Source organism: Frondihabitans sp. PhB161, from assembly GCF_003814635.1.
Taxonomy (GTDB): Bacteria; Actinomycetota; Actinomycetes; order Actinomycetales; family Microbacteriaceae; genus Frondihabitans.
Window position 1 is genome coordinate 24100 of the sequence record NZ_RKQW01000005.1, and the last position, 24774, is coordinate 48873.

Below are 24774 nucleotides of genomic sequence, written 5' to 3' on the forward strand. Positions count from 1 at the left end.
GTCCAGGGCTGTGCCTTGGCTGGCTGGCAATATGCTTTCTGAAGCGCACGAATGGGGAAAGGTGAGAGGTGCTAGCTGCAGCAGGAATTCCATCACCGCCGATCAGCTTCGTCCAGGACCACCAGCGCCACACTCCTTCTCCAGCCCGTCGACGCCTGCTGCGCACCAGCCGGTGAAGACGCGCTCGACGCGTCGCAACCTGAGGACGTCGCGAAGGTCTTCAAGGCCCTGGGAGATCCGACCCGGGTCCGGCTCCTGTCTCTCATCGCGGCAAGCCCCACTGGGGAAGCGTGCATCTGCGACCTCACCGCCCCGGTCGGATTGTCGCAGCCGACGGTGTCCCATCACATGAAGCAGCTCGTCGACGCTGGCCTTGCCACCCGCGAGCAGCGCGGCAAGTGGGCCTATTACCGCGCCGACTTCACCGCCCTCACAGTCAGCAGTCGGGCGCTCAACCCGGTATGACCGTGGTAACCATCCGCGTCATGAAGGCGGGCGATTGGCCAGCCGTCGAGCGGATCTATGCCGAGGGCATCGCGACGGGGAACGCGACCTTCCAGGACAAGGCCCCGTCCTGGGAAGAGTTCGACAAAGGAAAGATCCGAGATCTTCGCTTCGTCGCTGTGGACGCGCAGGGCGACGTCGTCGGGTGGGCGGCCGCGTCGACGGTGTCGTCTCGGCCGGTGTATCGGGGTGTCATCGAGCACTCCATCTATGTCGCCGAGACGGCTCGCGGTGCCGGGGTTGGGCACCTGCTCCTGGCGGAATTCATCACCGTGTCGGAACTGGCCGGGGTGTGGATGATCCAGTCCGCGATCTTTCCCGAGAACCGCGGAAGCCTTGCCCTTCATGCCGCTCACGGCTTCCGGGAAGTCGGCATCCGCGAACGCATCGGGCGGATGAGCTTTGGTCCCTGGGCCGGGCAATGGCGGAACAACGTTTTACTCGAACGCCGCAGCACCGTCACCGGAACCAACTAAAGACACCGCCCGGTCAGGCGAATTGCTGCTGGCGGGTATGAGCAAGCTGGTAGGACGCGGTGCCGGTTTCGATTACTTGAGCGGTCTCCCGGGTGACAACGGGGTTTCGTCACCGGCATACGGCCGGCCGTCATTATGGGCGGCCTCACGCCGAATGACTTCAGCAAGAATTGCCCGCTCCACGAAGTCAGACCAACTTTTGTCGCCCTCGAGGTGACTCGTTGCCCGGTACGCCTCCCTCGCTCGCGCACGAAGACGCCCATCCAGATACGTCGTCACACGCTCTCGTTCCGTCACCGCCGACTTTGACACGACAGTTGGCGCAGCTGCGAGCAGAAATGGTGCGGGCAACTCTGATGTGACCGCCGGCGGCCGCGAAGGCTCCTCGACGTGCTGCACATCGACGACTGCGGGTTCCGGCACGACGACCCTGTTGCGGCGTTGCAGTCGCGAAAAGTCCGGGGCGGCTCCACGAGGTGAAAGGCCGGTAATCGCACGGTCCGGGGTGTCGCTCATGCGGTCACCTCCAAAGCTTCCGCAGCGCTCATCCGGAACACGATCTCCTGGGCGACCGCCTGCAAGTCATCAGCCACGGACGACGCACTCCGAGGCGCTTGCGCCTGCGCCTTCGCATCTCCCCGCCTGATCTCGTACCACTTAGGTCCTTTCCGGACCTGCTCATCGAGCTCATGGACCAAAAGGCCCCGCTCGCGAGTCGCCTGCGCGGTCGCCTCACTGTGCCTGACCGTCGCGGTGAACACCACGTCATGGTCAGAGTTGAACAGCGCGGCAATCTGCTCACGCGCTTCGCGCTGCACCGCCGTCGCACCAGAACCCACCGCAGTGAGAACCACACCCAACAGGTCAAGAGTCGGATTGATCGCCAGAACAGCATCGAGCCTCGCAGCGACCGCCCCCAGCCCCTTCCGGCTCGACTTGTCCGTCTTCACCGGGACAAGAGCCCACCGTGCCGCAGCGACCGCCGCCGTCTGTAACGTCTCATCCCCCGGAGGGCAATCGATCAGGATCATGTCGTAGTCCCCCGCCAGGGGAACAAGCAACTGCGCCAAAGCCAGCTTCGCGCCGTCGGGATCCTTATTGGCTCGAGAGGACAGGCCAGCGGTCGCCTGATCCAACACCGAGCCGCCGACCAGCACGTCGAGATTGGGTCGGACGCCCACGACCGGTGCCGCTCCCCCGCCGAACATCAACGCTTGAGCAAGACTTCGACCTTTGTCGTCCCTCGAATCATCCGTGTAGCCCAGGTCCTCGGCGAGGTTGCCCTGCGGATCCAAATCCACAACAAGAATGCGATATCCGCTAGTCGCCAGAAGGCCGGCAACATTAGCCGTCAGGGTGGTCTTAAGCACCCCACCCTTCCCATTGATTACCGCGATGACTCGTTCCAGGGCACCTCGTTCGACCATATTTACAGTCATTGTTGCCATTACCTCCATAAGGGTTAAAAACAGTATTCTCACGATTAACCGACTGTTGTCGATGCCACGCCGTCATGTCTGTCGACGACATTACCGTTAATAGCGCTATTACACGTATTACTGTCATTGGAAGTAATCAGTCTTGCGCCTACGCTGCATCCCCGAGGTATTGGAATCGGCTCTCCGGATTGAGCACACCGTCGAAAACAAGTGAGCGGGCGCTTTTGTGGTCGGCTCGACGATCAGCGGACCGGGGGTACCGGGGCCAGGTGCGCTCACCGCTTGGTTCGGCCTGAAAAAGCACTCGGCTGCTGACGTGCTGGCGCCTCGGACGTGACTTGGGGGAGGAGTTCATGGTGGTTAGTTCTGCTAGCCACCATTGCCAGGTCTCGCGCTCAACCGAATATCGATGCGCTCGAGCGACAAGGTACCCGTCAACGCCTACAGTGCGTGCAGCTCGTGTGCGTAGATCTTGCTTGCTGCGCGCCCAGCCCGCGGGGTGGGTGATGATGAGCCGGTGCCGTCGCAGTCTGCTCAAGATTGTCGTTGTGTGTCGTGCCGTCACTCCAAGTAGCGCAGCTGCTGAATCGACCGTCAGAGCTGCGTGCTGGCGCAGCAGGGCGTACGTCCTCCCTGCGAGATGTCCAATGCCGGCACGGGTAAAAAGATCGTGCCGGGCATCTACCAGCGTGTTCTCCAGAACCATGATCAATTCGGCACGTTTGTCGAAAAGCCCGGTAGGGGGGCGGGGGTTATTAAGTGGTTGTGACCGGACCATGCCGTCACCTGTGGAAAGTGGCGGGGTGAGCCGCCATTCAGCGGCGTTGCCCTGATCGGCGCCCGCGACCTGCTGGACGAAGCCGGCCTCCTGGAGGGCGTGCAGCGCAGTGGCTGCGGTGGTGCGGCCAAGGCCCGTCATCAAGGCGAGGTCTCGGATGGACGCCGCAACAACCTGCTTCCCGGTGTGCAGAGTAAGAAAAGCCACGGCCTGCAGGACGCTGACCTGGGAGTGGGCGGCCTCGGTCCGGGTCCACCGGCCGGGAGTAACCCGGAGCCGGGTCAGGAGCTGCTCGACGCTGTTGACGATGCCAATCAGCTCCGTGTAGTCGCGGGGCTCCTGTTCGGCCGGGAGCGGCCGGTACAGGGCCGCGTACTGCTGCGCCTTGTCCCACTGCCGTTCCAGGCGCGCCTGAGCCTCCCGAGGATCCCTCTTCCGCCTGCCGCCACGGCCGGTGTTCTTCGTCCGGTAGTGCTCCATTCCCGGCGCTGTCCTGACGGCATGCTCAACGTCCCGGAGGGCCCAACCGGCTACCGCGGCGGACAGCAAGCACATGAACCCCGTCCAGGACGGATTAGAGCCCCCGTTGATGGTGCCCATATGCGCCTCACCCTGACGGCTCAAGCGCCGGTGCGGCCGGTGGCCCGTGTTCACAGGCCCCGAAGGGGCACTGTCCTGAGCGCGAGGCGCCGGCCGGAGCGTCTCGAGGGCCTCCAGCACACCGACCAGGCCAGCCACAGTCGCGTGGCGGCCCGTCAGCGCCTCCAAGGAGCCCCGAAGGACGGTGGATGTGGAACCGTCACGGTGCGGCGACAGCGGCGGGCGTGCGGCGCCTTCGGCCGGGTTGCAGAGCATCCCGTGGTCCAGCGTTCGGAAGCGGGCACGGGCTGCCCGCGCCAGCGCCCCGACGAGCTCCGCTGTGGCGCCGTTACGAGGCGCGATCCAGATGTGCCGCCCGCCTGTGCCGGAGGACTGGCACACGACGTGGGGAACGTCGTGGGTGTTCAAGAGAGCGGAGAGTTCGTCGCAATCGTCCACTGCACGTTCCATCAGCCCAGGGGAGACGCCGCCGGCTTCCTTGCCGTCAAAGTCAAAACAGAGCAAGCGGTATGTGCCTGTGGCATCTGCCAGGCGGATAGCCCACGGCGTCGTCGGAGGAGTGGGTCCGACCTGGTGGAACAACGGGTAAGAGTTCTCATCCAGACGCCCATACGCGTCGCGCTTCATCACACGCACCCGATCCCGCGGAGAAAGCACACGGGACAGCCCCCAGGCAGTCGACATTGCTGACGACTCGCCGGAAGATTTCGGGTACGCAGATGGCGCGTTGGGACGTAGACGCGTTACGATGGCGTCATCTCCTCAGGTGAATTCCTGCGGGGCAGGCAAAAGGCCCGGCTGATTGCCGGAACTTGGACTGGATTAGCTCGAACCTCGTGCTTGGCGGCTAGGAGGGTTCTGAGCTACGACTCTTGAAGAGCCCGTCGTGGAAACGACGGGCTCTTACTCGTTAGGCAACGTCTGCGATGGGCAGCTCCGTGTGAGTGATGGAGCGCGGGTCACGAACCAAAGGCAATTGGCCATTCTCCGCTACCAGCTGACGAGTGAACGCGTCGAGGTAGTAGGCGATAGAGACACCACTTGCTTCGGCTGCATCCTTGAATGCTTGACGAGTTTCCGGCGAAACACGGCCCTGAAGTAACACCGTGGGGGCGTTCTGGGCACGGCTGGCGCGGCGTCCGTAGTCACTCATGAAGCCCATCGTGCTGGGAACATGCATGCACATACCTCTGGCGACCGGCGTGTCGCGAGAATGGGCATTACGGCGCTCTGTTACGGAAGCGCATCATGTTTCTAAATTCGGAGCGCGAACCCGCGCGACTCGCCACTTCCGAGTTAGGCAACGCCAATGAACCTGCTTCGTAGCGTCAGTCGGACTGAGAATCGACGTCTTCAGATCCACGTACTCGTGCTTGGATCGATTCGTGTTCAGTAAAGTCCTGGCCAGGTCAATCGTGGTGCTTTGCGGTGGAGCCGCACTGACCGTGGGCGGCATGACCCTTGCACCGACAGGCCGGATACTGTCCAGTCGACCCAGCTCACTGGCAGCCGTTGTCGCTACCGCCGGTCTCTTAGTTGAGGGCATCGGAGTCATGGCCATGGTTGCGGGTGTCATCGGAATGGACAAGGCTCCCGGAGATATCGAGCCGTGAACCCCGCATCCTTGCCCATTACAAAGCGTGGAAAACGGGCTCTAGCAGAATTGCAAGGGATTAGCGCGGTTGCTTGCGGGTAGCATTTTCACACGACTCATCAATTAAGTGCTGGCGCAGACCCCGACAGTCGCCGCCCCACCGAAGAGGTGGAGCTCAGCAGCAACGAAGCTGCCGACGCTCTACAAGAGGCTCTCGCTGCCGAACTGCGTGGCGCCTTGGCGATCGCGAACATCAAGGTCCGGGCCTGGGCACGGACAGCAGCTGTGAGCCATGACTCGATCTACCGAATTCTCCGAGGCCAACGCCCCGTAACTGTCGTGGAATTGATCATGCTTTGCCGTGCGCTGGGGGATGACCCACTCGATCTCATTGCGAGGGCATCAAGACGGGCTGAGCTGCCCAACGGGCCACAATCGCTCCTCGGGAGGGCATAAAGCACAATGAAGATCATCTATGACACGCTGAGCGACACCATTTCTGTGGACGGCTTGAACTCGCAAGAGACACGGATTCTTGATGACAAGCTGGCGGTGGCGTTCTCTCGAAATGAGCCGATCATGACCGTCGCGGCGACCATCATGGCTACGGCTCAAGAGCTTTCCTCCGCGCACGAGTGAGGGGGAGCGACGCACCCATTTGAGCGTCGCCTTCTAGTTGCCCCCACCTAACGTCTGATCTAATTCAAACCCGCTCGGAAGCGCTGAAAGTGGCGCCTGGTCGCTAACTGCTTGCCATATTGCCGTGTTCCAGTGCATGCCGATTCCGAGAAGACCCCAGGTGGGTCCGTCCCAAACAAGGGCACGTCCTTGGGGGATGGAGGTGATGTCACCTTCGGTAAGGACTTGTTGCCGCTGGGCGGTGTAGCTCGGGGTGACTTGCTGGATGGGCAGCGCGTACTTGCCCAGGTACGACGTGGAGACGGAGTACGAGGTCATTTGGCGGTCGTACTCGCCAGAGGCGGAGCTAAGAGCACTGACGGTGTCTTTGTCGAAGACGCCGCGGAAGATGACCTTCGTGGGGAAGAGGGTGAGGAAGGATCTCGCGGCGTCGCCCCAGCGGGCGATTGCGGGGCCGAGGGCTTGGATTCCGACGATGATGTGCAGGCCTTGGCCACCGGCTTCGGAAATGATCGCGGGCAGGGGGATTGGTGCGGTGGTGTTGGCTTCATCGAGAGCAAAGGTGACGTGTGGAAGGACTCGCTCGAGGCCCGCTTGTTCCCTTTTTGTCCGATCGTAGGTTTCAAAGCGGATCTGCTCGAGCAGTGCCGCGAGGAGTGGGGCATAAAGACTCTGCTTGTCCGGCCGGGCTGTGATGTAGAGGGTGTCGTTGGATTCGACAAATGTTCGTGGGTCAAAGTTGGGGTTGTCTCCGACTTTGCGGGCGCTGACCGAGTCATAGACGCGGAGGAGGCCGACCATGGTGGAGATGATCGAGCCACGCTCCTTGTCCGGCGTCGCGATCAACCCAAGGAGCTTTTGAACGGCAATACCTGCCCCTTCATCACCGTCCGCTTCAGCGTCGCCAAGGATGGTGACGATCTCGGTCTGGGTGTCCTCGTCGGCAGCAGACAGGGCCCATCGGGCGACGGCGGCGATCGGCCGGGCGCCGAGGTGAGCGGCGTAAAGAAGCGTCTGCACCCAATCAGTGGCGCGGCCAATGAAGTGCCTATCGTTACCGCCAGTTCCGCCTTGGAGGAGGGGTTCGGCCATTGTTTGACCGACCTGGAGGGCGTCGTCCCAGCTGCGGACCGACACGAGCGGTGACCAGCGGACGTGTTCAATTCCGGGTGGGGTGATTTCGTCGCCGCCCGGATCGAAGTGCCAGACGCGTCCTTTGCCGGCCCTGGTGGGGGCGGTGGCGATCATGATGTCGGATTTGATCGATGACGATACGCATGCACCCGGTGCGATCAGGACGCTGGGGATGAGGACGGCGCTGGTTTTACCGGATCCGGGAGGCCCGAGGACGAGGACGCCGCCGCGTGGGGGAGCGGTGACGAGAGTGGCGCTGCCGTCCAGGGACCAGCCAAGGACCGCTCCGGGGAGCTTCCCGGTGCGATCGGTGATCCGGTCGGTGATGGCAGCGACCGTGTTCGGGGCAGCGATTAGTTGATGGGACTCGGTCCTCGAAAGCGTTCGCTTGGACGGACTCTTGGGGCGACCGGTGCGAGGGAGCCGACCCAGGAAGTAGCCGATGAGGTAAGCGAGGGCCTGGGGAAGTGAAACAACGAATGCAGCGATTGTGAGGTACGGGCGAGCGTAAAAGGGGCGGGTGGCGCGTCGGCCGTTCAGCCAACCGATCCAGACGGCGATCGCGCCCGAGAGGATGAACGCCCATAGCAGCAGATCCTCGAAGCCTTGCATTTGACCTGCGATCACGGGGCGGGTGACGTCGGGGCAGTTCTGTGGGTCGCTGGGTGTGGTGCCGGGGCAGGTGAAGCCAACCGGGGTGCCGATGGAGGCGAGAAGCCCAATCAGCCAGGCGGGGAAGGTGAACGCCCAGAGGACGGGGAACCACCACAGCCACCCACCTCCACGTTTGAGGTTCGGGGCGGCGGCCCCACCGTGTGCTTGTGGACCCCACGTCATCATGCATCCCCTCCACCCGCCTACCCCGAGCCGGCCTGGTTAGCGGTCGGCGGGGGAGTGCGATTGTCCCTGAGCTGTCTATCCTGCCGCCCAGCACCGACACCGCAGCCAAGCAGGCAGTGTTAGCGTTCCCGGTCGGTGTCTTGCTCTCGGCGTTCCTCGGCTGCCTGTCGCGCGCGCGCGACTCGCTCCGCGGCCGTCAGCCGCTCACCTCCGCCGATCTGTTCCTCCGAACCCTGGGATGGCGCCGATGCGGGTTTCTGAGCCGATAGTGGCTCGTCTCGTTGCACTGCGGTTTGGTTGGTGCTGGCCTGATTAGCCCGCGAAACGCGGTCCCGCGCAGTCACAGACGTATCGATCGTCTGCGGCGCTTCGTGATCCGGCTGGACCTCCTGTTCAGGCCGACGAGACGAGGTGACCGAACGTTCCTGCTGCTCGGGTGTCCGCTTCGCCTCCAATACGGAATCTCGTTCGGGCTGCGCTGAGGCGTCCTGTTGCTGGCTTTTGCGGGAGTCCACTTCTAGCTGAGTTGGTACTGCGGCGGCCGACTGCTGCGCAGAGGAGGCGGCAGCCGCCTCGCGGGCCCTACGGTCTGTTTCCTCCGCTCGTGGGGCTGTTTGCTGTCGATCGTCTGATACGGCGGGCGTCTGGTCACGGATCGCCTTGGACCCGTTCAGCTCGGTCACCCGGGCGGCGAGGTCTGCGCCGACAGGGCGCTGGCGGTACTCGGCCGGGATTGCTTCAGGGGCATCGGCCGGCACGCGGTAGCGTTCGCGGAACACGTCGACCTCGGCGGCGAGCTGCGTCCACTGGGCGCGGCGGTTGTCGTCCACCGGGACGTCTCCGAGCTGCAGAGCCCACTGGGGCGGCTCGGCTGCGATCGCCTGGCCGCGCTCCTCGAGGCGGGTTTCGAGGTAGTCGTACCGTTCGGCCAGGTGCTCGCGCCACTCGGGCGCGGTGTGCTCGGAGTCGAGCGGCCGGCGATCAGCGATCCACCCCGGCACCCGCGAGGACTCCTGCGGCCGCTTGTCCGCGTTCTCGGCAGTCTGACGGTCAGTGGCGTCCGTGATCCGGGAGGCGAGGACCGCGCCTTGGTCTTCGGCGCCCGTCATGTCGCGCTGGTGCCATGCCCGGTCGAGGGTATCGGCCGGGTCAAGGCCAGCCGCCTCCGCACGACGCAGGCCCGCTTCTACGGCACCCCAACTGTCGTGGCCACGAAGCTCGGCCGCGATAGCGACGCCGAGGCGTTCGTCTGCAATTTTCTCGAACCGGATCACGTCGGCGCGCTCGGCGACGTCGCCGTATTGGTCGATGAGTGTCACGAGGTTGTCGACGCGCGCCTGCTCCCCTCGGATCGTCTCGGTGGCCGAGAGTGCCGCGTCACTGGTCCGCGCGATCGACGCGAGGACGTCGGAGACCGGCTGGGCCTGTTCGGTCTCGACGTACAGGTGGTTCTCGTGCTTGCCGCGGGTGAGCCCGACGTAGGCCAGCTCGCGGGATGTCGAGCTGTCTGCGAGGACGTGTGCGGTGTCGGCGGTCATGCCCTGCGTGCGGTGCAGCGTGGACGCGTAACCCAGCTCGACGCTCTTCGCCACGTACTCCGTGGGGAGGGTGATCTTCGCGCCAGTCTTCACGCCCGTAACCGACAGGGAGCCGTCTTGGTGGGCTTTCTCGACGGTCCAGACGTCGTTGTTCTTTACTCGGTCACGGCCCACGTTGACTTTCAACTGGGAGTCGTTCTGCCGGGTGACGATGGTGTCGCCCCGGTAGGCCGACAGGCCGTCGTGAAGCGGTGCTGACTCGCGGCCCTTCACGACCCCCTGGGACATGCGGAGGGCCTGCGCTCGGGCGTTCAGCTCGGAGACGGTGGCGTTGGTCTTGGCGACCATGACGGACTGCAACCCGGCGTCGGTGTCGTGCTGCCACCCGGAGAACACGTCGGCCGTCATCTGGTCAACGCTCCCGCCCGTGACGCGGCCGTTGTCGACGTACCAAGCGAACGGGTCGCCGGTCTTCGCCGGGTCGCGGAGGAGCTTGGTGGCCTCGGCCTCTTCACGGTTGGAGAACCGGTGCAGCTCTTGGAGCTTGACCGATCCCACCTCGTGTTCGAGGAGCCGGAGTGCGCCTCCTGCTTCGACTGCGGAAAGTTGACGATCGTCACCGATGAGGCGGACGTGTGCGCCGTGGCGTTCTGCGATCCGGGTCACCTTGGCGAGGTTGGTGCTGCCGGCCATGCCGGCCTCATCGACCACGAGAACGTCGCCGGGCTTCACGTCGACGCCTTCGATGCGGCCCTTCCCTTTGAGGAGTTCGGCCAGGGTGCCGTGGCCGTGGGTGAACGAGTGGATCGTGTTCGCTTCGATGCCGATAGCGTCGGCCATGACGTCGGCCGCTGCGGCGGACGGGGCAAGGCCGATCATCCGGCCACCCTCGGCTTCAATCGCCCGGGCCGCGACTTGCAGGGCGGTCGTCTTCCCGGTGCCGGCAGGGCCGGTGCCGACGACGAGGCGGTTGCTGGACGTCGCGAACTCGCCCGCGAGGGCTCGCTGCCCGGCGTCCAGGTGCTGTCCCTGCTCGCTCGCGATCCGGTCGAACGTCTCCCGGCTGACGGGGCGGATGGTGCGGTCTCGGGCGGCGTCGAGGAGGGTGTCTTCGGCCACGAGGACGGCTTGCGACGTGAGGAGCTGCGTCCCCTTGTGCTCGTAGATGCTCGTGCCGTCTTTGCGCGTGAGGGGCTGGAATGCGCCGTGCGGAGCGGGAGGAGTGACCGTGATCGAGTCGGTGGTGAGAGCGTGCTTGGTGATCTGTTCTACCGTGCCCTCGACCGTGTTCCCCTTGGTCCGTTCGGCCTGGACGAACCGGCGGGCTTCGGCTTCGATCATGTGCGGTCCCCAGACCGCGTGGTGCTCGGAGACGGTCTCCACGACGCGGGCTGAGGCGTCCGCCGTGGTGATGGTTTCACGGGTGCCGGAGGTGCCGGCGCGGGCGTCCCTGCCAGCTTGCTTGGCGGACTCCACCACGTCGTCAACGACCCGGTCGCCGACGATGCCGATAGCGCGGGCGCGCCAGGAATCGCGGAGCGCTGACAGGGACCGTGCGGTCTCTTTTTGGGGCCGGGTGTCGAGGGTGGCCTGCTGGGCGAGGGCGATGCGGGCCTTCAAGTCGGGGGCGCGGCCGTGGTCGTGCCGGTAGTCCTGTTCGAGCTTCTTCATGGCGTCTTTGATGCTGGCCGACCGGGTAGAGAAGCCCTTGGTGAGTCGGTCGTCCACGCCGGCGATTTCCACGACGGGGCGCTTGCCGCGGGTGACCTCGCGGAGTTCCGTGGTGACGCCCAGACGTTCCGTGACGAAGTCCATCACGCGGGCGTTGTAGAACTCGGACGCCGCAACGCCCTGGCGGTGAAGGAGCTTGGAGTCGATGGTGCGCCACTTCCCATCGGAGCCTTTGACCTTGTTCGCCACGACGAGGTGGTCGTGGAGCTGCGGGTCACCGGTGCGGGAGTCGTGGTGCCGGAACCGGGTCGCTATCAGCCCGCCCTCAACGTCAATCTGCGCCACGCCGTTCCGTCCGGCGCGGGTAGCTATGGCCTCGTCTTCGAGGTACTTGACGGTGTCGGCTATGGCCTGCTCGTGGGCGTCTTCGATCACCTTCCGGGTGTCGTTGTCCCCGAGTCCCCAGAGGGTCGACACGCTCTTGGCGGGTGAGAACACGAGGTCGAAGCCGGCCACGGCCTGCTGCGTGGGGCGGGACGCTGCGGTGATGAATCGGCCCAGTTCTTCCTTGTCGGCCGGGGGCCGGCCCTTGGCCTCGCGGAACGCTTGCGCGCCTTCGCGGACGCGGATAGCGCGCCGTTCTTCCGCGTCGGGTTCGCGGTGTTCGGTGCGCTCGAACCGGGCGTAGCCCTCGTCAATGGCGGCGCGGAGACCGGTCGCGCCCTGCTCGTAGTTGTAGTAGCCGCGGCCGAGCCGTGCGGCGTCCTGCGCCTGCGCCGCGGTCTTCCCGGCCGCCTGTGCCTCACGGATGATGCGGTCAGCGTCCGGGTGCAGTCCTTCACCGAAGAGGGCCTTCATCTGCTCCTCGGTGACGGTGCCCTTGACGCCGACAGCGTCGAGACCGGATCCGACCCACACGCCAGGAGGGTTGCCGTCCGCGGTGTAGTAGTCGCCCAGCTCACGGCCGTTCTCGCGGGCGACGTCGCCCGTGGCGGTCTCGCTGGTGTAGTACGCATACCCGTCCCCTGCGGAGAGGACGTGCATGGTCATCATGGGGGTACTTTACCTCGTTGATCAATTGATGCCAGAGGTGTGACGATCTAGGGAGCGAGGAACGAGTGGACTGGCGGCCAGGCTCGTAGAGACTGCGGCTGTGCTGGGAGACCGGGAAGTGAACGGGAGCGGCTGACGAGGAACGAGGAAAGCCGCGGGAGTGAACGTCGGTCGAGCAGCCAAGGCCGAGCCGCGCCCGTGGCCGCACGTCGGGCTCGGGAACCGGCCCGCGGCCAGTCCGAGCCGGTGGCCCGACCAGGGCCACGACGACCCCGCCGGGGGGTGTCGTCGGTGCCAGAGCGCCGAGCCACCCCGAGCCGCGCGAGGGGTGCGTGCATAATGGAGGCACCAACAGGAGGGGGCCGCTCATGGTTGAGGTTCGGAAGTCTGCCAAGCAGACCGAGGCGCGCCGCCGGGCGCGCGAGAAGGCTGCCGAGTTCCGGGAGCAGCAGGACAAGCTCGAACAGCTCGCGGTGGACTACTTCGTCGCCGCGGACTCGCTCGATGAAATCGACGCCGCGACCGAGAAAGAGATAGCCGCTGTCCGCGCTCGCGCGGAGAAGCAGAGCGCCGACGCTCGGGCAGAGGCGGAGTCGGTCATGCAGAAGATGCTCGCTCTCGGCATCACTCGCACCGAGGTCGCATCCCGTCTCGGTGTCGCGGTGCGCGACGTCAAGAAGGCCCCCGCCGGGGACGGCGGCGAGACTTCCCCCGCCGGGGCGGCGCAGCCGTCCGAAGGCGAAGACGAGTCCGCGGAAGCGCCTGCGGAGCAGCGCGAGGGCGAACCCTCGTTCGCTTAGTAGGCGTTAGGTTTCGGCCCGGGTCACCACAGAGTTGGTTGGCCCGGGCCGATTCCATTTAGGGCACGTCGAATGCGCTCCGGGTCCCACCCGAACTCGCGCACACTGTCGCGCAGCTCGCGCGATCGGCGCACCCGTTCCTCCCGGGGTAGGCCGCAGTAGTGAACGGCTGTCCAGCGGTTCTCGTGCCTCCCCTTCTGCGCGCGGTCGAGCATGTTGTCGCGATGTGTTCCGGGGGTCACGTGTGACACCTCGGGATCGACGTCGGCGTGCACGCACAACGGAACATCGCACCCGTGGAGGAGCAGTGTCGACGACGGCAGAGCGACGCCGGTCGCTTCCTCGTACGCATACCGTTGGGGACGCACGGCCCGCTGGCGGCCGTTGTCTTGCTTGGTCCAGAACCGGCCGTAGCCGTCGTCGGATACGGCTCCGGTCCACAACCAGCAGTCGTCGGCCGCCGGCCCCTTCACGACGTAGCCCCAGAACCGGTCGTGCTCGCTGAGCCTCACGCCGGCCTCCTCGGATCGTGCCGGCGCTAGGAGGCGACGGGCTCGGCAGCGAGCTGCTGGATACGGCCGGGGGTGACGCCGAAGGCCGCGGCAGCGGCGTCGAGCTTGTAGCCGTCCGCGCGGGACAGGCGCACGGCCTCGCGTCGCAGCTCGGCGGCGCGCTGCTGCACGGCCCGGGCCTCCTCCTCGATCTTGCGGGCTTCCTCCCAAAGGCGTTCCGCTTCCTCGGAGACGTGCACGGTTACGTGCACGTCGACGTCCTCTTCGGGGACGTTCAAGTGGAGCGCGGCGACCTCGGCGGCTACAGCGGGAATGTCCCGGACGGTACGGGCCTGGCCCACGGCGTCGAGGTCTGGCACGCGCACGAGCCACCAGCGTCCGTCGCGGGTTGCGGTCGCTTCGAGCTGGCGGGGTTCTGTCATGACTGCTCTTTCTTCGGGGCGGTGGATAGTGCGTCGACCTGTGTCTCGATGTTCGCGGCCAGCTCGCGCGCGATCTGCGCCTTTCGCTCCTGGTCCTCGGCCCAGTCGTCGTTGGGGTTCGTCATCTCTCCTTCACGCTCTGCGTCCCACGCCCCGCGGTCGGCGGCCTCTCGGAGTGAGTTCACGAGAACGGCGTATACGTCGTCGTCGGTGACGTCGAGCGTCACGACAACGGGCCGAGGCCCGGAGCTGGTATCGGTCACGGTGTCTCCTATCGCCAGTTGTGCGGGTGGGTGGGTAGCTTCTTGATGAGTTGGCCGACGATGCCTGCCGACACTTCGCCGTGCTTCGGGATCGCGACGGACACTGACTCATCCGGTAGGCCCCAGAGTTCGTGGCTGCCCTTGCCGGACCGAAGGAAAACCCATCCCTGGGACTTCAGGAACTTGGTCACGTCCCGGTACTTCTGCGGCTTCGGCATGACTTTAGTATAGCCCCCCTAGTGTTCGCAACACAAGGGGGGCTATTGCTTTTGCGGCCGGTGGGTCACTGGGCGTGCGTCACGCTCTCGCGGAGTCGCGTCGAGAACGCCCGACCGGCCTCGGCGCGCTCGTGGCGGCTGGCGATCCAGTCGGCGTCGGGGCCTTCCTCTGGGTCGTAGTCCTCGGCATCCTCGACGCTCTGGGCGGACACCTGCGCGGCGTTGTCCGCGAGACGCACGAGGCGTTCCCAGTCCTCACGGGCGAGAGTCACGGTCACGTCCTCGGTCCTGGTGTCAGGCATGGCGCTAGTCCTTCTCTCGCTCGATCGTGTCGACGATGTAGGTCACGCGATCGCCGGGGAGGGTGATCGTGCTCGCGAGCTTCCACCCGCTGCGACCGGAGGCGTCGAGCCATGCCTGCCGGTCGACCAGCTTCTCGCCGCGCTTCTACGGGTCGGCCTCGTCGGGGACGGTGGTGGTCATCGTGTCGTGCTCGTAGGCGGTCATGCTCGGCTCTCTCTCGTGGTGGTCTTGTGCCCTTTCCAGCAGGCACAGTTGCGGTGGTCGAACGCTGCTCGGTACAGGCGGTCGGCTTCGTGGTTCAGTTGCTCGACCTCGGGCTCGCGCAATGCGTACCCGACCATGAACCCCGCTTCGTAGATGCGGCGTTCGTGGGCGGTCAGCTCCCACGGCTCGACGTCGGCCGTGGGGTCGTCGTACTCGGGTGGGGCGTCGGCGTCGGTGAGGGGCGGCACCTCCTCCTCGGCCCACCCAAACTGATCCATGACTACGCCTCGACCGCTTCGCTCTCGGTCGCTCCCCCGGCGGCCACGCGGTCGATGTGGTCGGGCCGGAACCCGCCCCAGTGGTCGTGCTCGGACACGACGATGACGGGGGCGGTGAGGTAGCCCAGCTCCTTGACGAATTCGAGGGCGTTGGCGTTCTCGGTGACGTCGACCACCTGGTAGTCGAGCCCCTTGGCGTCGAGCGCTCGGTAGGTCATGCGGCACTGCATGCAGTCGGGCTTGCTGTAGACGGTAATCACGATTCCAACCCCCTTGGTTGCTGTCCCTAACTAAAAGTATATCCCCCCTAGTGCTAATAGCACAAGGGGGGATAGTGTTATTTCGCTTCGACTTCCGGGTGGCGGTGGAGGTCGTCGATATCGTCGTCTCCCCACGAGTGCCCCTCGATCCAAGCAGCGGCCGCACCCTCGGCTCCGACTGCTCGGAGCATCCCGGCTAGGGCCTCGACCTCGCCACAGGTGAACCGTGGGCCGACGTCCCCGGCGAGCATCTGGTCGTCGAACACGTCGAGGAACTGCACGACCTCGGGCGCGCTGGTGTCGATGGTCTGGGTCATGGCTTCTTCCCTCTCTCCCCCACGTTTTTTTGGCCGTGGAGGCGATGGAATCGCCGGCAGGACGAGCGGGTGCAGTGCAACTGGTCGTGGAATACCGGACTGAGCGAAGCGAGGGAGGATATGCCGCGAAAGCCGGTTGCGCGGAGCCCGATCGTCCGTACGCTGCCCCAGGCTCCACGACCAAAGAAACGGCCCCGGCACGGGGCCCAGCAGTGCCGGCGTTCACGCCGGCTCTTTCGGAGCTTGCTCCGCTGGGGTGTGCGAGGGGCCGGCCCCTCGCCCGGCCGCTCGCGGGCGGCCGGGCACCGCTGGGTCAGGCCGGACGGGTCGAGCTGGTCACGGCCACGCGCACGTGGTCGTGGTCGCACTCCCAGAAGTTCGCCAGCACGTCGGCCGCGATGCGGTCGGCGTCGACGCCTGTCGCGGCCGTTTCGGGAAACGTGATGGTCACGGTGATGGTGTGCACGGGCTCGGGAGAGGCCGGACCGTGACCGGCCCCTCCCCACTCGTAGGCCCACGCGATCGCGACGGCTTCGGCGGGCCCGTCTCCGAGCTGACCGAACACGGCGCGGTGCTCGTCGTCGGTGTGACCGGGGCGGCGGGTGCAGCTCCACGGGGTCCCGTCGACGTCGACCGTCTCGGCCTGGCATTCGTCCCCGGTCGGGTCGAGGTCTGCGGCGGGGGCGGCGGGGTCGAGTTGCTGAGGGTCGAGGCCCTGGGGGCGGCTGTAGTTCATAATCACGGCGGTTCTCCTTGCGGGTTTGATTCGCTTGACGGCGGGTAAGGGGGCCGTAGCTGTTGCTACGGCCCCGGCCGTTGTCAGGCGGCGTCGTCCTCGTGGGTGTCCTCGTCCTCGGGGTCGAGAATCGCGGCGATCTGGTGCGCGGTGGCGAGCACCCGGGCGGCGGTCGAACGGATCATCTCGGTGTCGGCGTCCGCCCATCCGGCGACGTAGCCGACGCTGTAGGCGCTGGTGTCGAATCCGGCGAGCCCGGCGACGACGTAGGCGACGCTCTCGGCTTCGGTTTCCATGAGGCCGCGGTGCTCGGCGTACTCCGCAAGGTCGTCGACGTGGCCCATGAGCACGTGCGCGGTTTCGTGAATCATGGTCTTGGCGGCGTGCTCGGGGCTGAGGTGGTTCCCGATTACGACGCGCTGGGCCTCGGGGTCGCTGTAGCCGTTGCGGCCGCCGGTGAGGTCCTGGTGCGAGGCCGTCCACCCTTCGCCGTCGAGGTAGGCGCTGAGGGCGTCCACGATGCCGTGTCCATCGGCGCCGGTGAGGTCGTCGACGATGCTCGGATCGGCCGCCCCGTCGACGAGATCGGTCTGTGCCACGTCGAACACGGAGAGGATGGGGAAACGGGCGATGCGCTTTTCTACCTCGTCACCGTTTTCGTCCTCTTCGGTCACCTTCTTGGTGCTGTAGCCGAAGATCCGAACGGCCTTTTCACCCTTGCGGACCTGGCGGCCGAGGCTCTGCCACTTGCGGAACCCCGCGACGCGCTCGGCGTCGGGGCGCTGGCTGAGGATCAACAACACGTTGCCCAGGCTGTAGGCATGGAACGCGGAAGCGAACGCGAGAAAGGCCGTCCAGCGGTCGGAGTCGCGGAGGGCATCGACCTGCGTCGCGATCGACTCGTGGAGGGCCGCAGCCTGGGCCTTCTTCTCTTCCATCGTCTTGCGGGGTGCGGCGGCCTTGGCGGGGCGGCGGGTCGTGGTCTTAGTGGTGCGGGTGGTGGCGGTCATGGTCTGTGCCTCTCGGGCTGGTGTCGGGGATGATGGGAGGCGCGGGAGGGGGCGATTACGGTTCGTCCCCTCCCGCGCTGTGTCACTCGTTGTCGCGGGTGAGGGTGTCCACGAAGGTCACGCGCTCGGTGCCCGTGATGACTTGCGTGTTGTGGAGCGTGTAGCGAACCCGGCCGAGAGCGGCCAAGTCCTCGTCGCGCATCGCCGACTGGCGCTGACGCAACGGCCCGTCGTCGTCTCCGGTCGGAACGGTGGTGGTGACGGTGGTGATCTGCTGCATGTGGTCTTCCTCTCCCTCTCGTTTTTTTGCCGTGATTCTCAATCAGGTTTGTCAAGCCGAAACGGGCGCTCGAGATGGTCCTGACGGTCATTCCCTCCCCACGTCTTTTTCGCCTGGAAGGTACGAAGTACCGGCAGGGCCGCAGGCGGGAGGGCAACCCGGAGGGTGGCGGAGGAGACATTGTTGGCGCGAAATAAGGGAGCGCAGCGACCGCGTGCCGGCAATGTCGGAGGAGGCAGCGGCTTGCCGCTTGCGTGGACGAGGGAGGTCCGTATGCTGCCGAAGGCTTCCAGGCGAAAAAGCGCGCAGCGCAGCAACGCGACGCCTGCCGAAGGCATGCGACCCCTAGTCCTGCAAACCTCCCGATGGATGCGGCATCAGGAATTCGTCGTCATGTCGGAATCATCGCCGTAGGCTTCCCCCCATGAGACGTGGTGGTCCGATAGCGCTGTTGGTAGTAGGAATTGGAGGCCTAGTCCTTTTCCTCGTTGGCCTCGACGGAGTGATTCACAATGCCGGAGTGGGGAAAATCGTCTTACTGGTGGTCGGCGTGATGCTCCTCGGCGCGGTCATCGTGCGGCTTGGTCTTAACCGTCGAAGGTCTTGACCAGCATCCAAAATGGGTAGGTTGTAGGTGGTGTCGTCTCGAACGATCGCCCAGATGACGTTGATGCGCCGCCTCGCAAGAGCGATCAGAGCTTGTTTGTGAGACTTGCCTTCGCGCCGTTTTCGCTCGTAGAACGACTTTGAGACCGGGCAAGTTCTGGCAGCGATGAAGGCGGCCTGGAAGCAGGCGTTTAGCAGCCGCCGGTCATAGCGTCTCGGGCGGTGGTGGTTGCCAGAAATTCTCCCGGAATCGCGGGGAACAGGTGCGAGGCCGGCGAAGCTAGCTAGCCGGTCCGAGGTTTCAAACGACGCCAGGTCGGTGCCGGTGGCGGCAAGAAAGTCGGCTGCGAGGCGCGGCCCGAACCCCGGCACCGTCATCAACGGGGCCGCGAGCCGGCTGCCTTTCAGGGCCGTGTCGATCTCCGCTTCGACTTCGGCGAGCTCGTCTCGAAGGCGTAGTAGGTCGCGGGCGAAGCGAGCGACCATGCGGGCAGCGGTTCCTTCGCCGGTGACGACGGCCATCTGCTCGCCCGCGGCTTGGACGGCCGCCGCGGCAACCGATGCGGACTTCCAGCAGTCCTGGTTCTTTAGCCACGTCGCCAGCCGCCGCTCCCCCACCCGACGGATGGCCGCGGGAGTCTGATACTTCGTCAGCAGCACCAGCGGAGCTCTTGTGGTCGCGTAGTTGAACGCGGCTTCAAGGGATGGGAAGTAGTGGGTCATGAGGGCGCGGAGCCGATTAACGGCGCGGGTGCGATCGTGAACTAGATCCTCTCGCCGGGCCGACAGCAGTCGCAGCTCCGCGGTGACGTCGTCGGCCTGGCGAATGAGGTCCACGTCACGTCGAATTCGAGCTTGGTCGGCGATGATGACGGCGTCTTTCGCGTCGGTCTTGGCCTCGCCCCGGTAGGCACCGGAAGCGTGGTGGATGGCGCGTCCGGAGATGTAGTGCAGGGGTTGTTTGTGACTGCCGAGCAGAGACTGGAGAAGCCCGGTGCCGCCGTGGTTGAGGTCCGTGGTCCAGGAGACTTCGGTTCCCCCGGGGAGGCTGGCTACGTCGCCCATGAGCGTCAGGATCTCGGTTTCCCGGTTCTTGAATCGGCGGGAGAGGAGTTTGGTTCCGTTGCCGTCGATGACGACGCAGTGGTGTTCGGTTTTGCCGGCGTCGATTCCGGCCCAGAGTTGTGGCACGTAAGGTCCTTTCGGTGATGGTGTGGTGCGCCGTGAACGACCATGCCGGCATGTCCTTACGGGGCGAACTGTTTCGCGTTTCTCAATGAGCGGTCGAGCCGTTGCGGGATCTCGGGCGGCTAATCACGGCGTGCCGTCAGGCGGCGGAAGGCGGGCAGCCATACCCAGGATCCCTGGCGCGTTCCGAAGCTTACGAAGGCCCCGAATCCACGAGAAAAACTGTAAGGAAGGCGGTTTTCCGCCTTAGCAACCGGAGGGCGCAGTGCAACCCGAAGGGCGGCAGGGGAGAGAATTTCGGCGCGAAATAAGGGAGCTTGCGACCGCGTGCCGAAAATCTCGGAGGAGCCGGTGGCGGAGCCACTTGAACGGAGCCCGGAGGTAGCTACGAGGGAGCGCAGCGACCGAGCCGCCGAAGGCTTCACGGCAAAAAGACGTCCCCGAAGAACACCCCGCGCCGCGTAGCGGCTCCCCCGGGAGCGCAGCGACCTGCCGGCCCCGCCGGCCTGCTCTGGAAAACCCGCCTCGAGCGCAGTCCCGGGCAGAGAGAAGCCCCCGACGAGCCAGGGGCTACGAGTCGAGGGCTACAGGCCGCCAGATGAAGGGGGGTTCACCTGGTGGCTCTCTGACGCCCTGGGGGCAGGGCGACGAAGCCCACGGTACCCGGGGCCCAGGGTTGGTGTCAGTACGGGGCGACGGAGGTCATGATGTGCCCCTCGGGCAGCGTCGGACGCACCCGGGCGATCGCCTCGGCCGGCGTCGCGGCCTGGACCTCCACGACGGTCGCCTCCGCGTTGGTGTCGCCCTTGCGGCGGTGTCGCACGAACCAGGTCACGACACGGGCGTTACCTGCGCTCATGCTGGCCACTCGTCGGGCTCGGGCGCGAGAGTCTTCGTCAAGGCGAACAGCTCGGCCTCGTGCTGAACCATCCACGCAACAGCGCTGTTCAGCGTGTCGGCCCGGCGCAGCCAGGGCCGGCCGCCGGCCGGGTCGCGGCCGTGGGCGTAGCAGTGGAACACCATTACCCCGCGCTCGCTTCGCGATAGGACATAGCCGATCGGGGCCTCCGGCACCCGGCGCACCTGCCACACCCCGAAGGAGCCCGGGATCGGCGGGACGGCGAGCGGGTGCGATGGGATCGGGCGTCGGAGGATCTTGTCGACGCTCTCGCCTGGACCCTGGACACCCACGGTCGGGACCCTACGGCCCGCCACCGTCACCACCAGGGAGCCCACGGGCCGACGTCCAGCGAGAAAATACGAATGGACCACCCACCAGACGAGTCAGCGGTCGCTGTATAGTCAGTGCATGCTGACTCTTTCGACGCGCGTCGACGTGATGAATCGTCTCGGGCGAGCGATGGCGGATCCCACGCGTTCTCGCATTCTCCTTCACCTTCTCGCAGGGCCCGGGTATCCCGCGGCTCTGGCCTCGGAGCTTGGGCTGACCCGCTCGAACGTGTCGAATCACCTGGCGTGCCTTCGCGGCTGCGGTATCGTCGTGGCCGTGCCTGAGGGTCGCTCGACCCGGTACGAAATCGCGGACGCGCACCTGACGCGGGCGTTGACGGCGCTGGTCGACGTCGTACTCGCGGTCGATGACGGCGAACCCTGCATGGACGAGACGTGCAATGTGCCGTTGTGCTGCGGAGTCGGCGCGTGAGCGTGACGAGCGTCCCGACGCTGCTTGCTCCTGCCCGCCGGACGGTGTTGCAGAAGCGGATTCGGATCATTGTCGCCATCACGATCACCTACAACGTGATCGAGGCCATCGTCGCGATCGCGGCGGGTAGCGTGGCGTCCTCGACCGCGTTGATCGGTTTCGGCTTGGACTCGATCGTCGAGGTCCTCTCGGCGGTGGCTATCGCGTGGCAGTTCGCGGCCCCCGACCCCGAGAAGCGGGAGCGGGTCGCTCTTCGCGTCATCGCGGTGTCGTTCTTCGGCCTCGCCGCCTACGTCAGCGTCGACGCCGTACTGGCATTGACGGGGCTTCGAGAGCCCGACCATTCCCCGGTCGGAATCGTCCTCTCCGCCGTGAGCCTTGTGGTGATGCCGTTCCTCAGCCTCCTCGAGCGGCGAACGGGCAAAGAGCTGGGCTCAGCCTCGGCGGTGGCGGACTCGAAGCAGACGCTGATCTGCAGCTACCTGTCCGCCGCGGTCCTCATCGGGCTCGTGCTGAACCTCGCCTTCGGGTGGGCCTGGGCTGACGCGGTGGCAGGGCTCGTGATCGTCGTGTTCGCCGTCCGTGAGGGACTGGAAGCGTGGCGTGGTGACGCGTGCAAGACTCCTGTGTCTGCCCTCACGGGTGAGCGCGAGGTCGACGCGTGCGACTGCTGCTGACCGACACGCTGACGACCTCGCACCCGGACAACCCTTCTTTGACACGCCCCACTTCGACCGGAGCTCGCCCGTGACCAACACTGCCCACGAGAACGAGAAGGGCCATTCCCACTCCCACGGGGCGTCACCCGACGCGAACACCCGCCTTCTCAGCATCGCGTTGGCGCTGATGGTCGGCTTCTTGATCGTCGAGGTCGTCGTCGCGATCATCTCCGGTTCGCTGGCTTTGCTCTCGGACGCCGGGCACATGCTCACCGATGCAGCCGCCCTTGCTGGGTCGCTTGTCGCAATCCGGTTGGCCGCTCGTCCCAGCAGCTCACGATGGACGTTCGGGCTGAAAAGGGCCGAGATTCTTTCGGCTGCGGTGAATGGCATCACGCTTGTGGTCATCAGCGCCATCGTCGCCGTCGAGGCGATTCGTCGTCTCCTCGACCCACCCGAGGTCGAGGGCGGTCCAGTCCTCATCGTCGCGCTGTTGGGGGTGGCGGTGAACATCGTCGCGGTGTGGGTGTTGGCCAAAGCGAACCGTCAGAGCCTGAACGTGGAGGGCTCTTTCCAGCACATCCTCACCGACCTCTACGGGTTCATCGCCACCGTCGTTGCCGGAATTGTGATCTTGTTCACCGGATTCACCCGGGCGGACTCGATCGCGTCGCTGATCGTGGTCGTCCTCATGCTGCACGCCGCCTGGGGGCTCCTCCGAGACTCCGGCCGCATCCTGCTGGAAGGCACCCCCGAGGGCATCGACTTGGACACCATCCGCGGGCACCTGATGGAACCCGACCATGTCCTCACGGTCCACGACCTGCACGTGTGGACTGTCACGTCGGATCTGCCCGCCCTCTCCGCTCACGTCACGTTGACGGACGAGTGCTTCCACGACGGCCACGCACCGCGGGTTCTCGACGAGCTGCAGGCATGCCTGGTCGGTCACTTCGACGTCGAACACAGCACCTTCCAGCTGGAGCCCGCAGCTCACGCCGCCCACGAATCCGAAACCGACCACGCCTGAACGCCAGAAGCGATCCCGCACGAGATCTATCCCTCGGGAGCGGCCTTCGCTTCCCCGGTCAGGGTGGCTGCACGCTCGTTCGCTACCCTGTGTCCTGCTCGACAGGACACGCATCGACGATCAAGAGGAGGCGTAATGCTCCCCCGGTCATCAGCGCCGCTCCGCATGCGTCGCACCTTCGGAATGTGGACGCTCTTGCTGACGGTCACCGCGGCCGCGCTTGCCGGGATCCTCGGGATTCACACCCTCGGTGACCAGGCCGCAGCCCTCGGACACCAGCCCACGGCCACCACCGTGGCCCAACCGGTGACTGAAGCGTCGCCGCCCGACTTCCCTGCTTTCTCGACTGTCGCGTCTGACCGTGTCGACGTCGCCGGCCTGGATGGCGCCGTGGCGTGTGAGCTGCTGGCGTTGTTGTCAGCGGTGACCGTGGTGGTTCTGCTGCTGCACGCACGCGGTTCTCTGGCAGTGTTCTTCACCCCCGCCGGGGCTGGCGCTGCAGCCTTCCGGGTCGCGGCCGGCGGCATTGGTGCGCGGCCGGTCAGTTTGACGGTGTTGGGCATCTCCCGCATCTAGCGGTCTCTGCGCTCCCAACCTGCGCGGCCACCCACGGCAGCTTTCGACGCTGCCCGTGCGGCGCGCGCTCTTTCGAGACAAAGGACACCTCTTCATGCTCTTCCCACCCCGAAAACCCGCACCCGCACCCGCGGCCGACAGCCGGACCACTCGTCAGGACGGGCCGGCACGGTGATGGCGAGAAATCAATTCATCGTCGCTGTCATCGCCGTCGTCCTCGGGGCGGCCGCACTGATCGGGATCGTCGTCTACAACGGCACCCGCACCGACACCCCGCAACCCCTGCAAGCGGACCCCACCGTGTCCGCAGGTACCGCGCAGCTCGTCCGAGACAACAGCCGCTATCTCGACACCGCGGGAGATGACGAGGTGACCGTGGTGGAGTTCCTCGATTTCGAGTGCGAGTCGTGCGCGGCGATGTACCCGTACGTCGAGAAGATGCGCGAGAAATACGACGGGAAGGTCAACGTCGTGGTCCGCTATTTCCCGATCCCCTCTCACCGGAATTCCGAGAACGCAGCCGTCGCGGTGGAGGCCGCCGCCCAGCAGGGCCAGCTCGAGGCGATGTACGAGCGCATGTACAAAACCCAGCCCGAATGGGGTGAGAAACAGGAGTCGAAAGCGGCCCTGTTCCGCAGCTTCGCCGAAGACCTCGGCCTCGACATGGCGAAATTCGATGCCGCTGTCCAAGATCCCGCCACGCTCGAACGGGTCGTCTCGGACCGTGCCGAAGGGACAGCTCTCGGGGTCACCAGCACGCCCACGTTCTTCGTCGACGGCGACAAAGTGAACCTCCAAGCCGTCGGAGACCTCGAATCGGCCGTCGCCAAGGCTGTCGCCAATGGGTAAGACGCCGCCGGTCACCACCCGACGGCCACAAACGCAAGACGGCGACCGTCCCGAGCTTCGGACCCTGGCCGTCCTCGGATTGATCCTCTCCTGCCTGGCAGGACCGGTCGGTGTCGCTGTCAGCGCCACCGCGTTCTTTCGATCCCGACACCGGAAACAGCCCAACCCGGTCGCAGTAGCCGGGATCATCGTCGGCCTTGCAGCGACGAGCGTGTTCATCGCTGGGGTCTTCTACTTCCATGCCGTCGTGAACGGCGACACCGGGGTCTGCGCTGAGCAGGGCCCCGGCACCCACGACGGACCCACCGGCACCTTCACCTGCCCCACGAACTGA

The 24774-nt window shown here is 65.7% G+C and carries 30 protein-coding genes; 10 read left to right on the forward strand and 20 right to left on the reverse strand.

Annotation, left to right across the window (positions count from 1 at the left end):
- Positions 1–75 precede the first annotated feature (75 nt).
- Positions 76–465, forward strand: coding sequence for an ArsR/SmtB family transcription factor (locus EDF39_RS16835; RefSeq protein WP_370275204.1), 390 nt, complete (start codon positions 76–78; stop codon positions 463–465).
- Positions 462–980, forward strand: coding sequence for a GNAT family N-acetyltransferase (locus EDF39_RS16840; protein ID WP_123944980.1), 519 nt, complete (start codon positions 462–464; stop codon positions 978–980). Before EDF39_RS16835 ends, EDF39_RS16840 begins: the two co-directional genes overlap by 4 nt.
- Positions 981–1052: 72 nt before the next feature.
- On the opposite strand, the gene EDF39_RS17570 is transcribed toward EDF39_RS16840, so the two are convergent.
- The 4 genes from EDF39_RS17570 to EDF39_RS16860 form a co-directional block, all read right to left on the reverse strand.
- Complete coding sequence (locus EDF39_RS17570; protein WP_158613255.1) at positions 1053–1496, reverse strand: hypothetical protein; 444 nt, start codon at positions 1494–1496, stop codon at positions 1053–1055.
- Positions 1493–2461 (reverse strand): ParA family protein, encoded by a 969-nt coding sequence (locus EDF39_RS16850; RefSeq protein ID WP_199726245.1) that lies wholly within the window; start codon positions 2459–2461, stop codon positions 1493–1495. The genes EDF39_RS17570 and EDF39_RS16850 overlap by 4 nt, the downstream gene beginning before the upstream one ends.
- 106 nt (positions 2462–2567) lie before the next feature.
- Positions 2568–4424: a hypothetical protein gene (locus EDF39_RS16855; RefSeq protein WP_233573196.1), complete on the reverse strand. Its 1857-nt coding sequence runs from the start codon at positions 4422–4424 to the stop codon at positions 2568–2570.
- Positions 4425–4707: 283 nt separating this feature from the next.
- Entirely contained in the window at positions 4708–4950 is a 243-nt protein-coding gene (locus EDF39_RS16860) for a hypothetical protein (protein ID WP_123944984.1), read from the reverse strand.
- 903 nt (positions 4951–5853) lie between these two features.
- Here EDF39_RS16860 and EDF39_RS17575 point away from each other — a divergent pair.
- A complete protein-coding gene (locus tag EDF39_RS17575; protein ID WP_158613256.1) occupies positions 5854–6030 on the forward strand; it encodes a hypothetical protein in 177 nt (58 codons plus the stop codon).
- Between the two features lie 33 nt (positions 6031–6063).
- Here EDF39_RS17575 and EDF39_RS16865 read toward each other — a convergent pair whose 3' ends face one another.
- Together EDF39_RS16865 and mobF are read right to left on the reverse strand one after the other, a co-directional pair.
- The gene (locus tag EDF39_RS16865) at positions 6064–8004 is read right to left on the reverse strand and encodes a type IV secretory system conjugative DNA transfer family protein (protein ID WP_123944986.1); all 1941 of its coding nucleotides are present in this window, start codon (positions 8002–8004) and stop codon (positions 6064–6066) included.
- A gap of 119 nt (positions 8005–8123) precedes the next feature.
- Positions 8124–12266 carry a MobF family relaxase gene (mobF, locus tag EDF39_RS16870; protein ID WP_123944988.1) on the reverse strand — a complete coding sequence of 1381 codons (4143 nt, stop codon included), beginning with the start codon at positions 12264–12266 and terminating at the stop codon, positions 8124–8126.
- A gap of 368 nt (positions 12267–12634) precedes the next feature.
- Here mobF and EDF39_RS16875 point away from each other — a divergent pair, with 368 nt between their 5' ends.
- Positions 12635–13066: a hypothetical protein gene (locus EDF39_RS16875; protein ID WP_123944990.1), complete on the forward strand. Its 432-nt coding sequence runs from the start codon at positions 12635–12637 to the stop codon at positions 13064–13066.
- Between the two features lie 23 nt (positions 13067–13089).
- Here the strand turns inward: EDF39_RS16875 and EDF39_RS16880 are convergent, their stop codons facing one another.
- The 14 genes from EDF39_RS16880 to EDF39_RS16940 all read right to left on the reverse strand — a co-directional run bounded on the left by EDF39_RS16880 (position 13090) and on the right by EDF39_RS16940 (position 20854).
- Entirely contained in the window at positions 13090–13578 is a 489-nt protein-coding gene (locus EDF39_RS16880) for a hypothetical protein (protein ID WP_123944992.1), read from the reverse strand.
- 26 nt (positions 13579–13604) lie between these two features.
- Positions 13605–14000, reverse strand: coding sequence for an XRE family transcriptional regulator (locus EDF39_RS16885; RefSeq protein WP_123944994.1), 396 nt, complete (start codon positions 13998–14000; stop codon positions 13605–13607).
- Positions 13997–14263: a hypothetical protein gene (locus EDF39_RS16890; RefSeq protein WP_123944996.1), complete on the reverse strand. Its 267-nt coding sequence runs from the start codon at positions 14261–14263 to the stop codon at positions 13997–13999. Before EDF39_RS16890 ends, EDF39_RS16885 begins: the two co-directional genes overlap by 4 nt.
- An 8-nt stretch (positions 14264–14271) precedes the next feature.
- Positions 14272–14481, reverse strand: coding sequence for a type II toxin-antitoxin system HicA family toxin (locus EDF39_RS16895; protein WP_123944998.1), 210 nt, complete (start codon positions 14479–14481; stop codon positions 14272–14274).
- 65 nt (positions 14482–14546) lie between these two features.
- On the reverse strand, positions 14547–14783 hold the full coding sequence (locus EDF39_RS16900) for a hypothetical protein (RefSeq protein ID WP_123945000.1): 237 nt from the start codon (positions 14781–14783) through the stop codon (positions 14547–14549).
- Positions 14784–14984: 201 nt separating this feature from the next.
- Complete coding sequence (locus EDF39_RS16905) at positions 14985–15266, reverse strand: hypothetical protein (protein ID WP_123945002.1); 282 nt, start codon at positions 15264–15266, stop codon at positions 14985–14987.
- Between the two features lie 2 nt (positions 15267–15268).
- Positions 15269–15529 carry a glutaredoxin-like protein NrdH gene (gene nrdH / locus EDF39_RS16910; protein WP_123945004.1) on the reverse strand — a complete coding sequence of 87 codons (261 nt, stop codon included), beginning with the start codon at positions 15527–15529 and terminating at the stop codon, positions 15269–15271.
- A 74-nt stretch (positions 15530–15603) separates the two neighbouring features.
- Positions 15604–15843, reverse strand: a complete 240-nt coding sequence (locus tag EDF39_RS16915) for a hypothetical protein (RefSeq protein ID WP_123945006.1) — start codon at positions 15841–15843, stop codon at positions 15604–15606.
- A gap of 313 nt (positions 15844–16156) precedes the next feature.
- Complete coding sequence (locus EDF39_RS16920) at positions 16157–16585, reverse strand: hypothetical protein (protein ID WP_123945008.1); 429 nt, start codon at positions 16583–16585, stop codon at positions 16157–16159.
- Between the two features lie 77 nt (positions 16586–16662).
- Entirely contained in the window at positions 16663–17589 is a 927-nt protein-coding gene (locus EDF39_RS16925) for an ArdC-like ssDNA-binding domain-containing protein (protein ID WP_123945010.1), read from the reverse strand.
- Between the two features lie 82 nt (positions 17590–17671).
- Positions 17672–17869, reverse strand: coding sequence for a hypothetical protein (locus tag EDF39_RS16930; protein WP_123945012.1), 198 nt, complete (start codon positions 17867–17869; stop codon positions 17672–17674).
- 507 nt (positions 17870–18376) lie between these two features.
- A complete protein-coding gene (locus EDF39_RS16935) occupies positions 18377–19666 on the reverse strand; it encodes an IS110 family transposase (protein ID WP_233573195.1) in 1290 nt (429 codons plus the stop codon).
- A gap of 679 nt (positions 19667–20345) precedes the next feature.
- Positions 20346–20522 carry a hypothetical protein gene (locus EDF39_RS17580; RefSeq protein ID WP_158613257.1) on the reverse strand — a complete coding sequence of 59 codons (177 nt, stop codon included), beginning with the start codon at positions 20520–20522 and terminating at the stop codon, positions 20346–20348.
- Positions 20519–20854 carry a hypothetical protein gene (locus EDF39_RS16940; RefSeq protein ID WP_123945014.1) on the reverse strand — a complete coding sequence of 112 codons (336 nt, stop codon included), beginning with the start codon at positions 20852–20854 and terminating at the stop codon, positions 20519–20521. The genes EDF39_RS17580 and EDF39_RS16940 overlap by 4 nt, the downstream gene beginning before the upstream one ends.
- 118 nt (positions 20855–20972) lie before the next feature.
- On the opposite strand from EDF39_RS16940, the gene EDF39_RS16945 reads away from it, so the two are divergent.
- The 6 genes from EDF39_RS16945 (at position 20973) to EDF39_RS16970 (ending at position 24774) form a co-directional block, all read left to right on the forward strand.
- Positions 20973–21326: a helix-turn-helix transcriptional regulator gene (locus EDF39_RS16945; RefSeq protein WP_123945016.1), complete on the forward strand. Its 354-nt coding sequence runs from the start codon at positions 20973–20975 to the stop codon at positions 21324–21326.
- A gap of 2 nt (positions 21327–21328) precedes the next feature.
- Positions 21329–22003, forward strand: a complete 675-nt coding sequence (locus EDF39_RS16950; RefSeq protein WP_370275205.1) for a cation diffusion facilitator family transporter — start codon at positions 21329–21331, stop codon at positions 22001–22003.
- A 70-nt stretch (positions 22004–22073) separates the two neighbouring features.
- Positions 22074–23015, forward strand: coding sequence for a cation diffusion facilitator family transporter (locus EDF39_RS16955; RefSeq protein WP_233573193.1), 942 nt, complete (start codon positions 22074–22076; stop codon positions 23013–23015).
- A 165-nt stretch (positions 23016–23180) separates the two neighbouring features.
- Positions 23181–23591 (forward strand): hypothetical protein, encoded by a 411-nt coding sequence (locus EDF39_RS16960; RefSeq protein WP_123945018.1) that lies wholly within the window; start codon positions 23181–23183, stop codon positions 23589–23591.
- Positions 23592–23765: 174 nt separating this feature from the next.
- Positions 23766–24440 carry a thioredoxin domain-containing protein gene (locus EDF39_RS16965; RefSeq protein WP_123945020.1) on the forward strand — a complete coding sequence of 225 codons (675 nt, stop codon included), beginning with the start codon at positions 23766–23768 and terminating at the stop codon, positions 24438–24440.
- Positions 24433–24774, forward strand: a complete 342-nt coding sequence (locus EDF39_RS16970; protein WP_123945022.1) for a hypothetical protein — start codon at positions 24433–24435, stop codon at positions 24772–24774. The genes EDF39_RS16965 and EDF39_RS16970 overlap by 8 nt, the downstream gene beginning before the upstream one ends.

Excerpts from the sequence above, each read along its gene's own strand:
- EDF39_RS16840 (WP_123944980.1), top strand. The coding sequence starts at position 462 with ATGACCGTGGTAACCATCCGCGTCATGAAGGCGGGCGATTGGCCAGCC.
- EDF39_RS17570 (WP_158613255.1), bottom strand. The coding sequence starts at position 1,496 with ATGAGCGACACCCCGGACCGTGCGATTACCGGCCTTTCACCTCGTGGA.
- EDF39_RS16855 (WP_233573196.1), bottom strand. The coding sequence starts at position 4,424 with ATGAAGCGCGACGCGTATGGGCGTCTGGATGAGAACTCTTACCCGTTG.
- EDF39_RS16860 (WP_123944984.1), bottom strand. The coding sequence starts at position 4,950 with ATGAGTGACTACGGACGCCGCGCCAGCCGTGCCCAGAACGCCCCCACG.
- EDF39_RS17575 (WP_158613256.1), top strand. The coding sequence starts at position 5,854 with ATGAAGATCATCTATGACACGCTGAGCGACACCATTTCTGTGGACGGC.
- EDF39_RS16865 (WP_123944986.1), bottom strand. The coding sequence starts at position 8,004 with ATGATGACGTGGGGTCCACAAGCACACGGTGGGGCCGCCGCCCCGAAC.
- mobF (WP_123944988.1), bottom strand. The coding sequence starts at position 12,266 with ATGATGACCATGCACGTCCTCTCCGCAGGGGACGGGTATGCGTACTAC.
- EDF39_RS16875 (WP_123944990.1), top strand. The coding sequence starts at position 12,635 with ATGGTTGAGGTTCGGAAGTCTGCCAAGCAGACCGAGGCGCGCCGCCGG.
- EDF39_RS16885 (WP_123944994.1), bottom strand. The coding sequence starts at position 14,000 with ATGACAGAACCCCGCCAGCTCGAAGCGACCGCAACCCGCGACGGACGC.
- EDF39_RS16895 (WP_123944998.1), bottom strand. The coding sequence starts at position 14,481 with ATGCCGAAGCCGCAGAAGTACCGGGACGTGACCAAGTTCCTGAAGTCC.
- EDF39_RS16900 (WP_123945000.1), bottom strand. The coding sequence starts at position 14,783 with ATGCCTGACACCAGGACCGAGGACGTGACCGTGACTCTCGCCCGTGAG.
- EDF39_RS16905 (WP_123945002.1), bottom strand. The coding sequence starts at position 15,266 with ATGGATCAGTTTGGGTGGGCCGAGGAGGAGGTGCCGCCCCTCACCGAC.
- EDF39_RS16915 (WP_123945006.1), bottom strand. The coding sequence starts at position 15,843 with ATGACCCAGACCATCGACACCAGCGCGCCCGAGGTCGTGCAGTTCCTC.
- EDF39_RS16925 (WP_123945010.1), bottom strand. The coding sequence starts at position 17,589 with ATGACCGCCACCACCCGCACCACTAAGACCACGACCCGCCGCCCCGCC.
- EDF39_RS16930 (WP_123945012.1), bottom strand. The coding sequence starts at position 17,869 with ATGCAGCAGATCACCACCGTCACCACCACCGTTCCGACCGGAGACGAC.
- EDF39_RS17580 (WP_158613257.1), bottom strand. The coding sequence starts at position 20,522 with ATGAGCGCAGGTAACGCCCGTGTCGTGACCTGGTTCGTGCGACACCGC.
- EDF39_RS16945 (WP_123945016.1), top strand. The coding sequence starts at position 20,973 with ATGCTGACTCTTTCGACGCGCGTCGACGTGATGAATCGTCTCGGGCGA.
- EDF39_RS16960 (WP_123945018.1), top strand. The coding sequence starts at position 23,181 with ATGCGTCGCACCTTCGGAATGTGGACGCTCTTGCTGACGGTCACCGCG.
- EDF39_RS16965 (WP_123945020.1), top strand. The coding sequence starts at position 23,766 with ATGGCGAGAAATCAATTCATCGTCGCTGTCATCGCCGTCGTCCTCGGG.
- EDF39_RS16970 (WP_123945022.1), top strand. The coding sequence starts at position 24,433 with ATGGGTAAGACGCCGCCGGTCACCACCCGACGGCCACAAACGCAAGAC.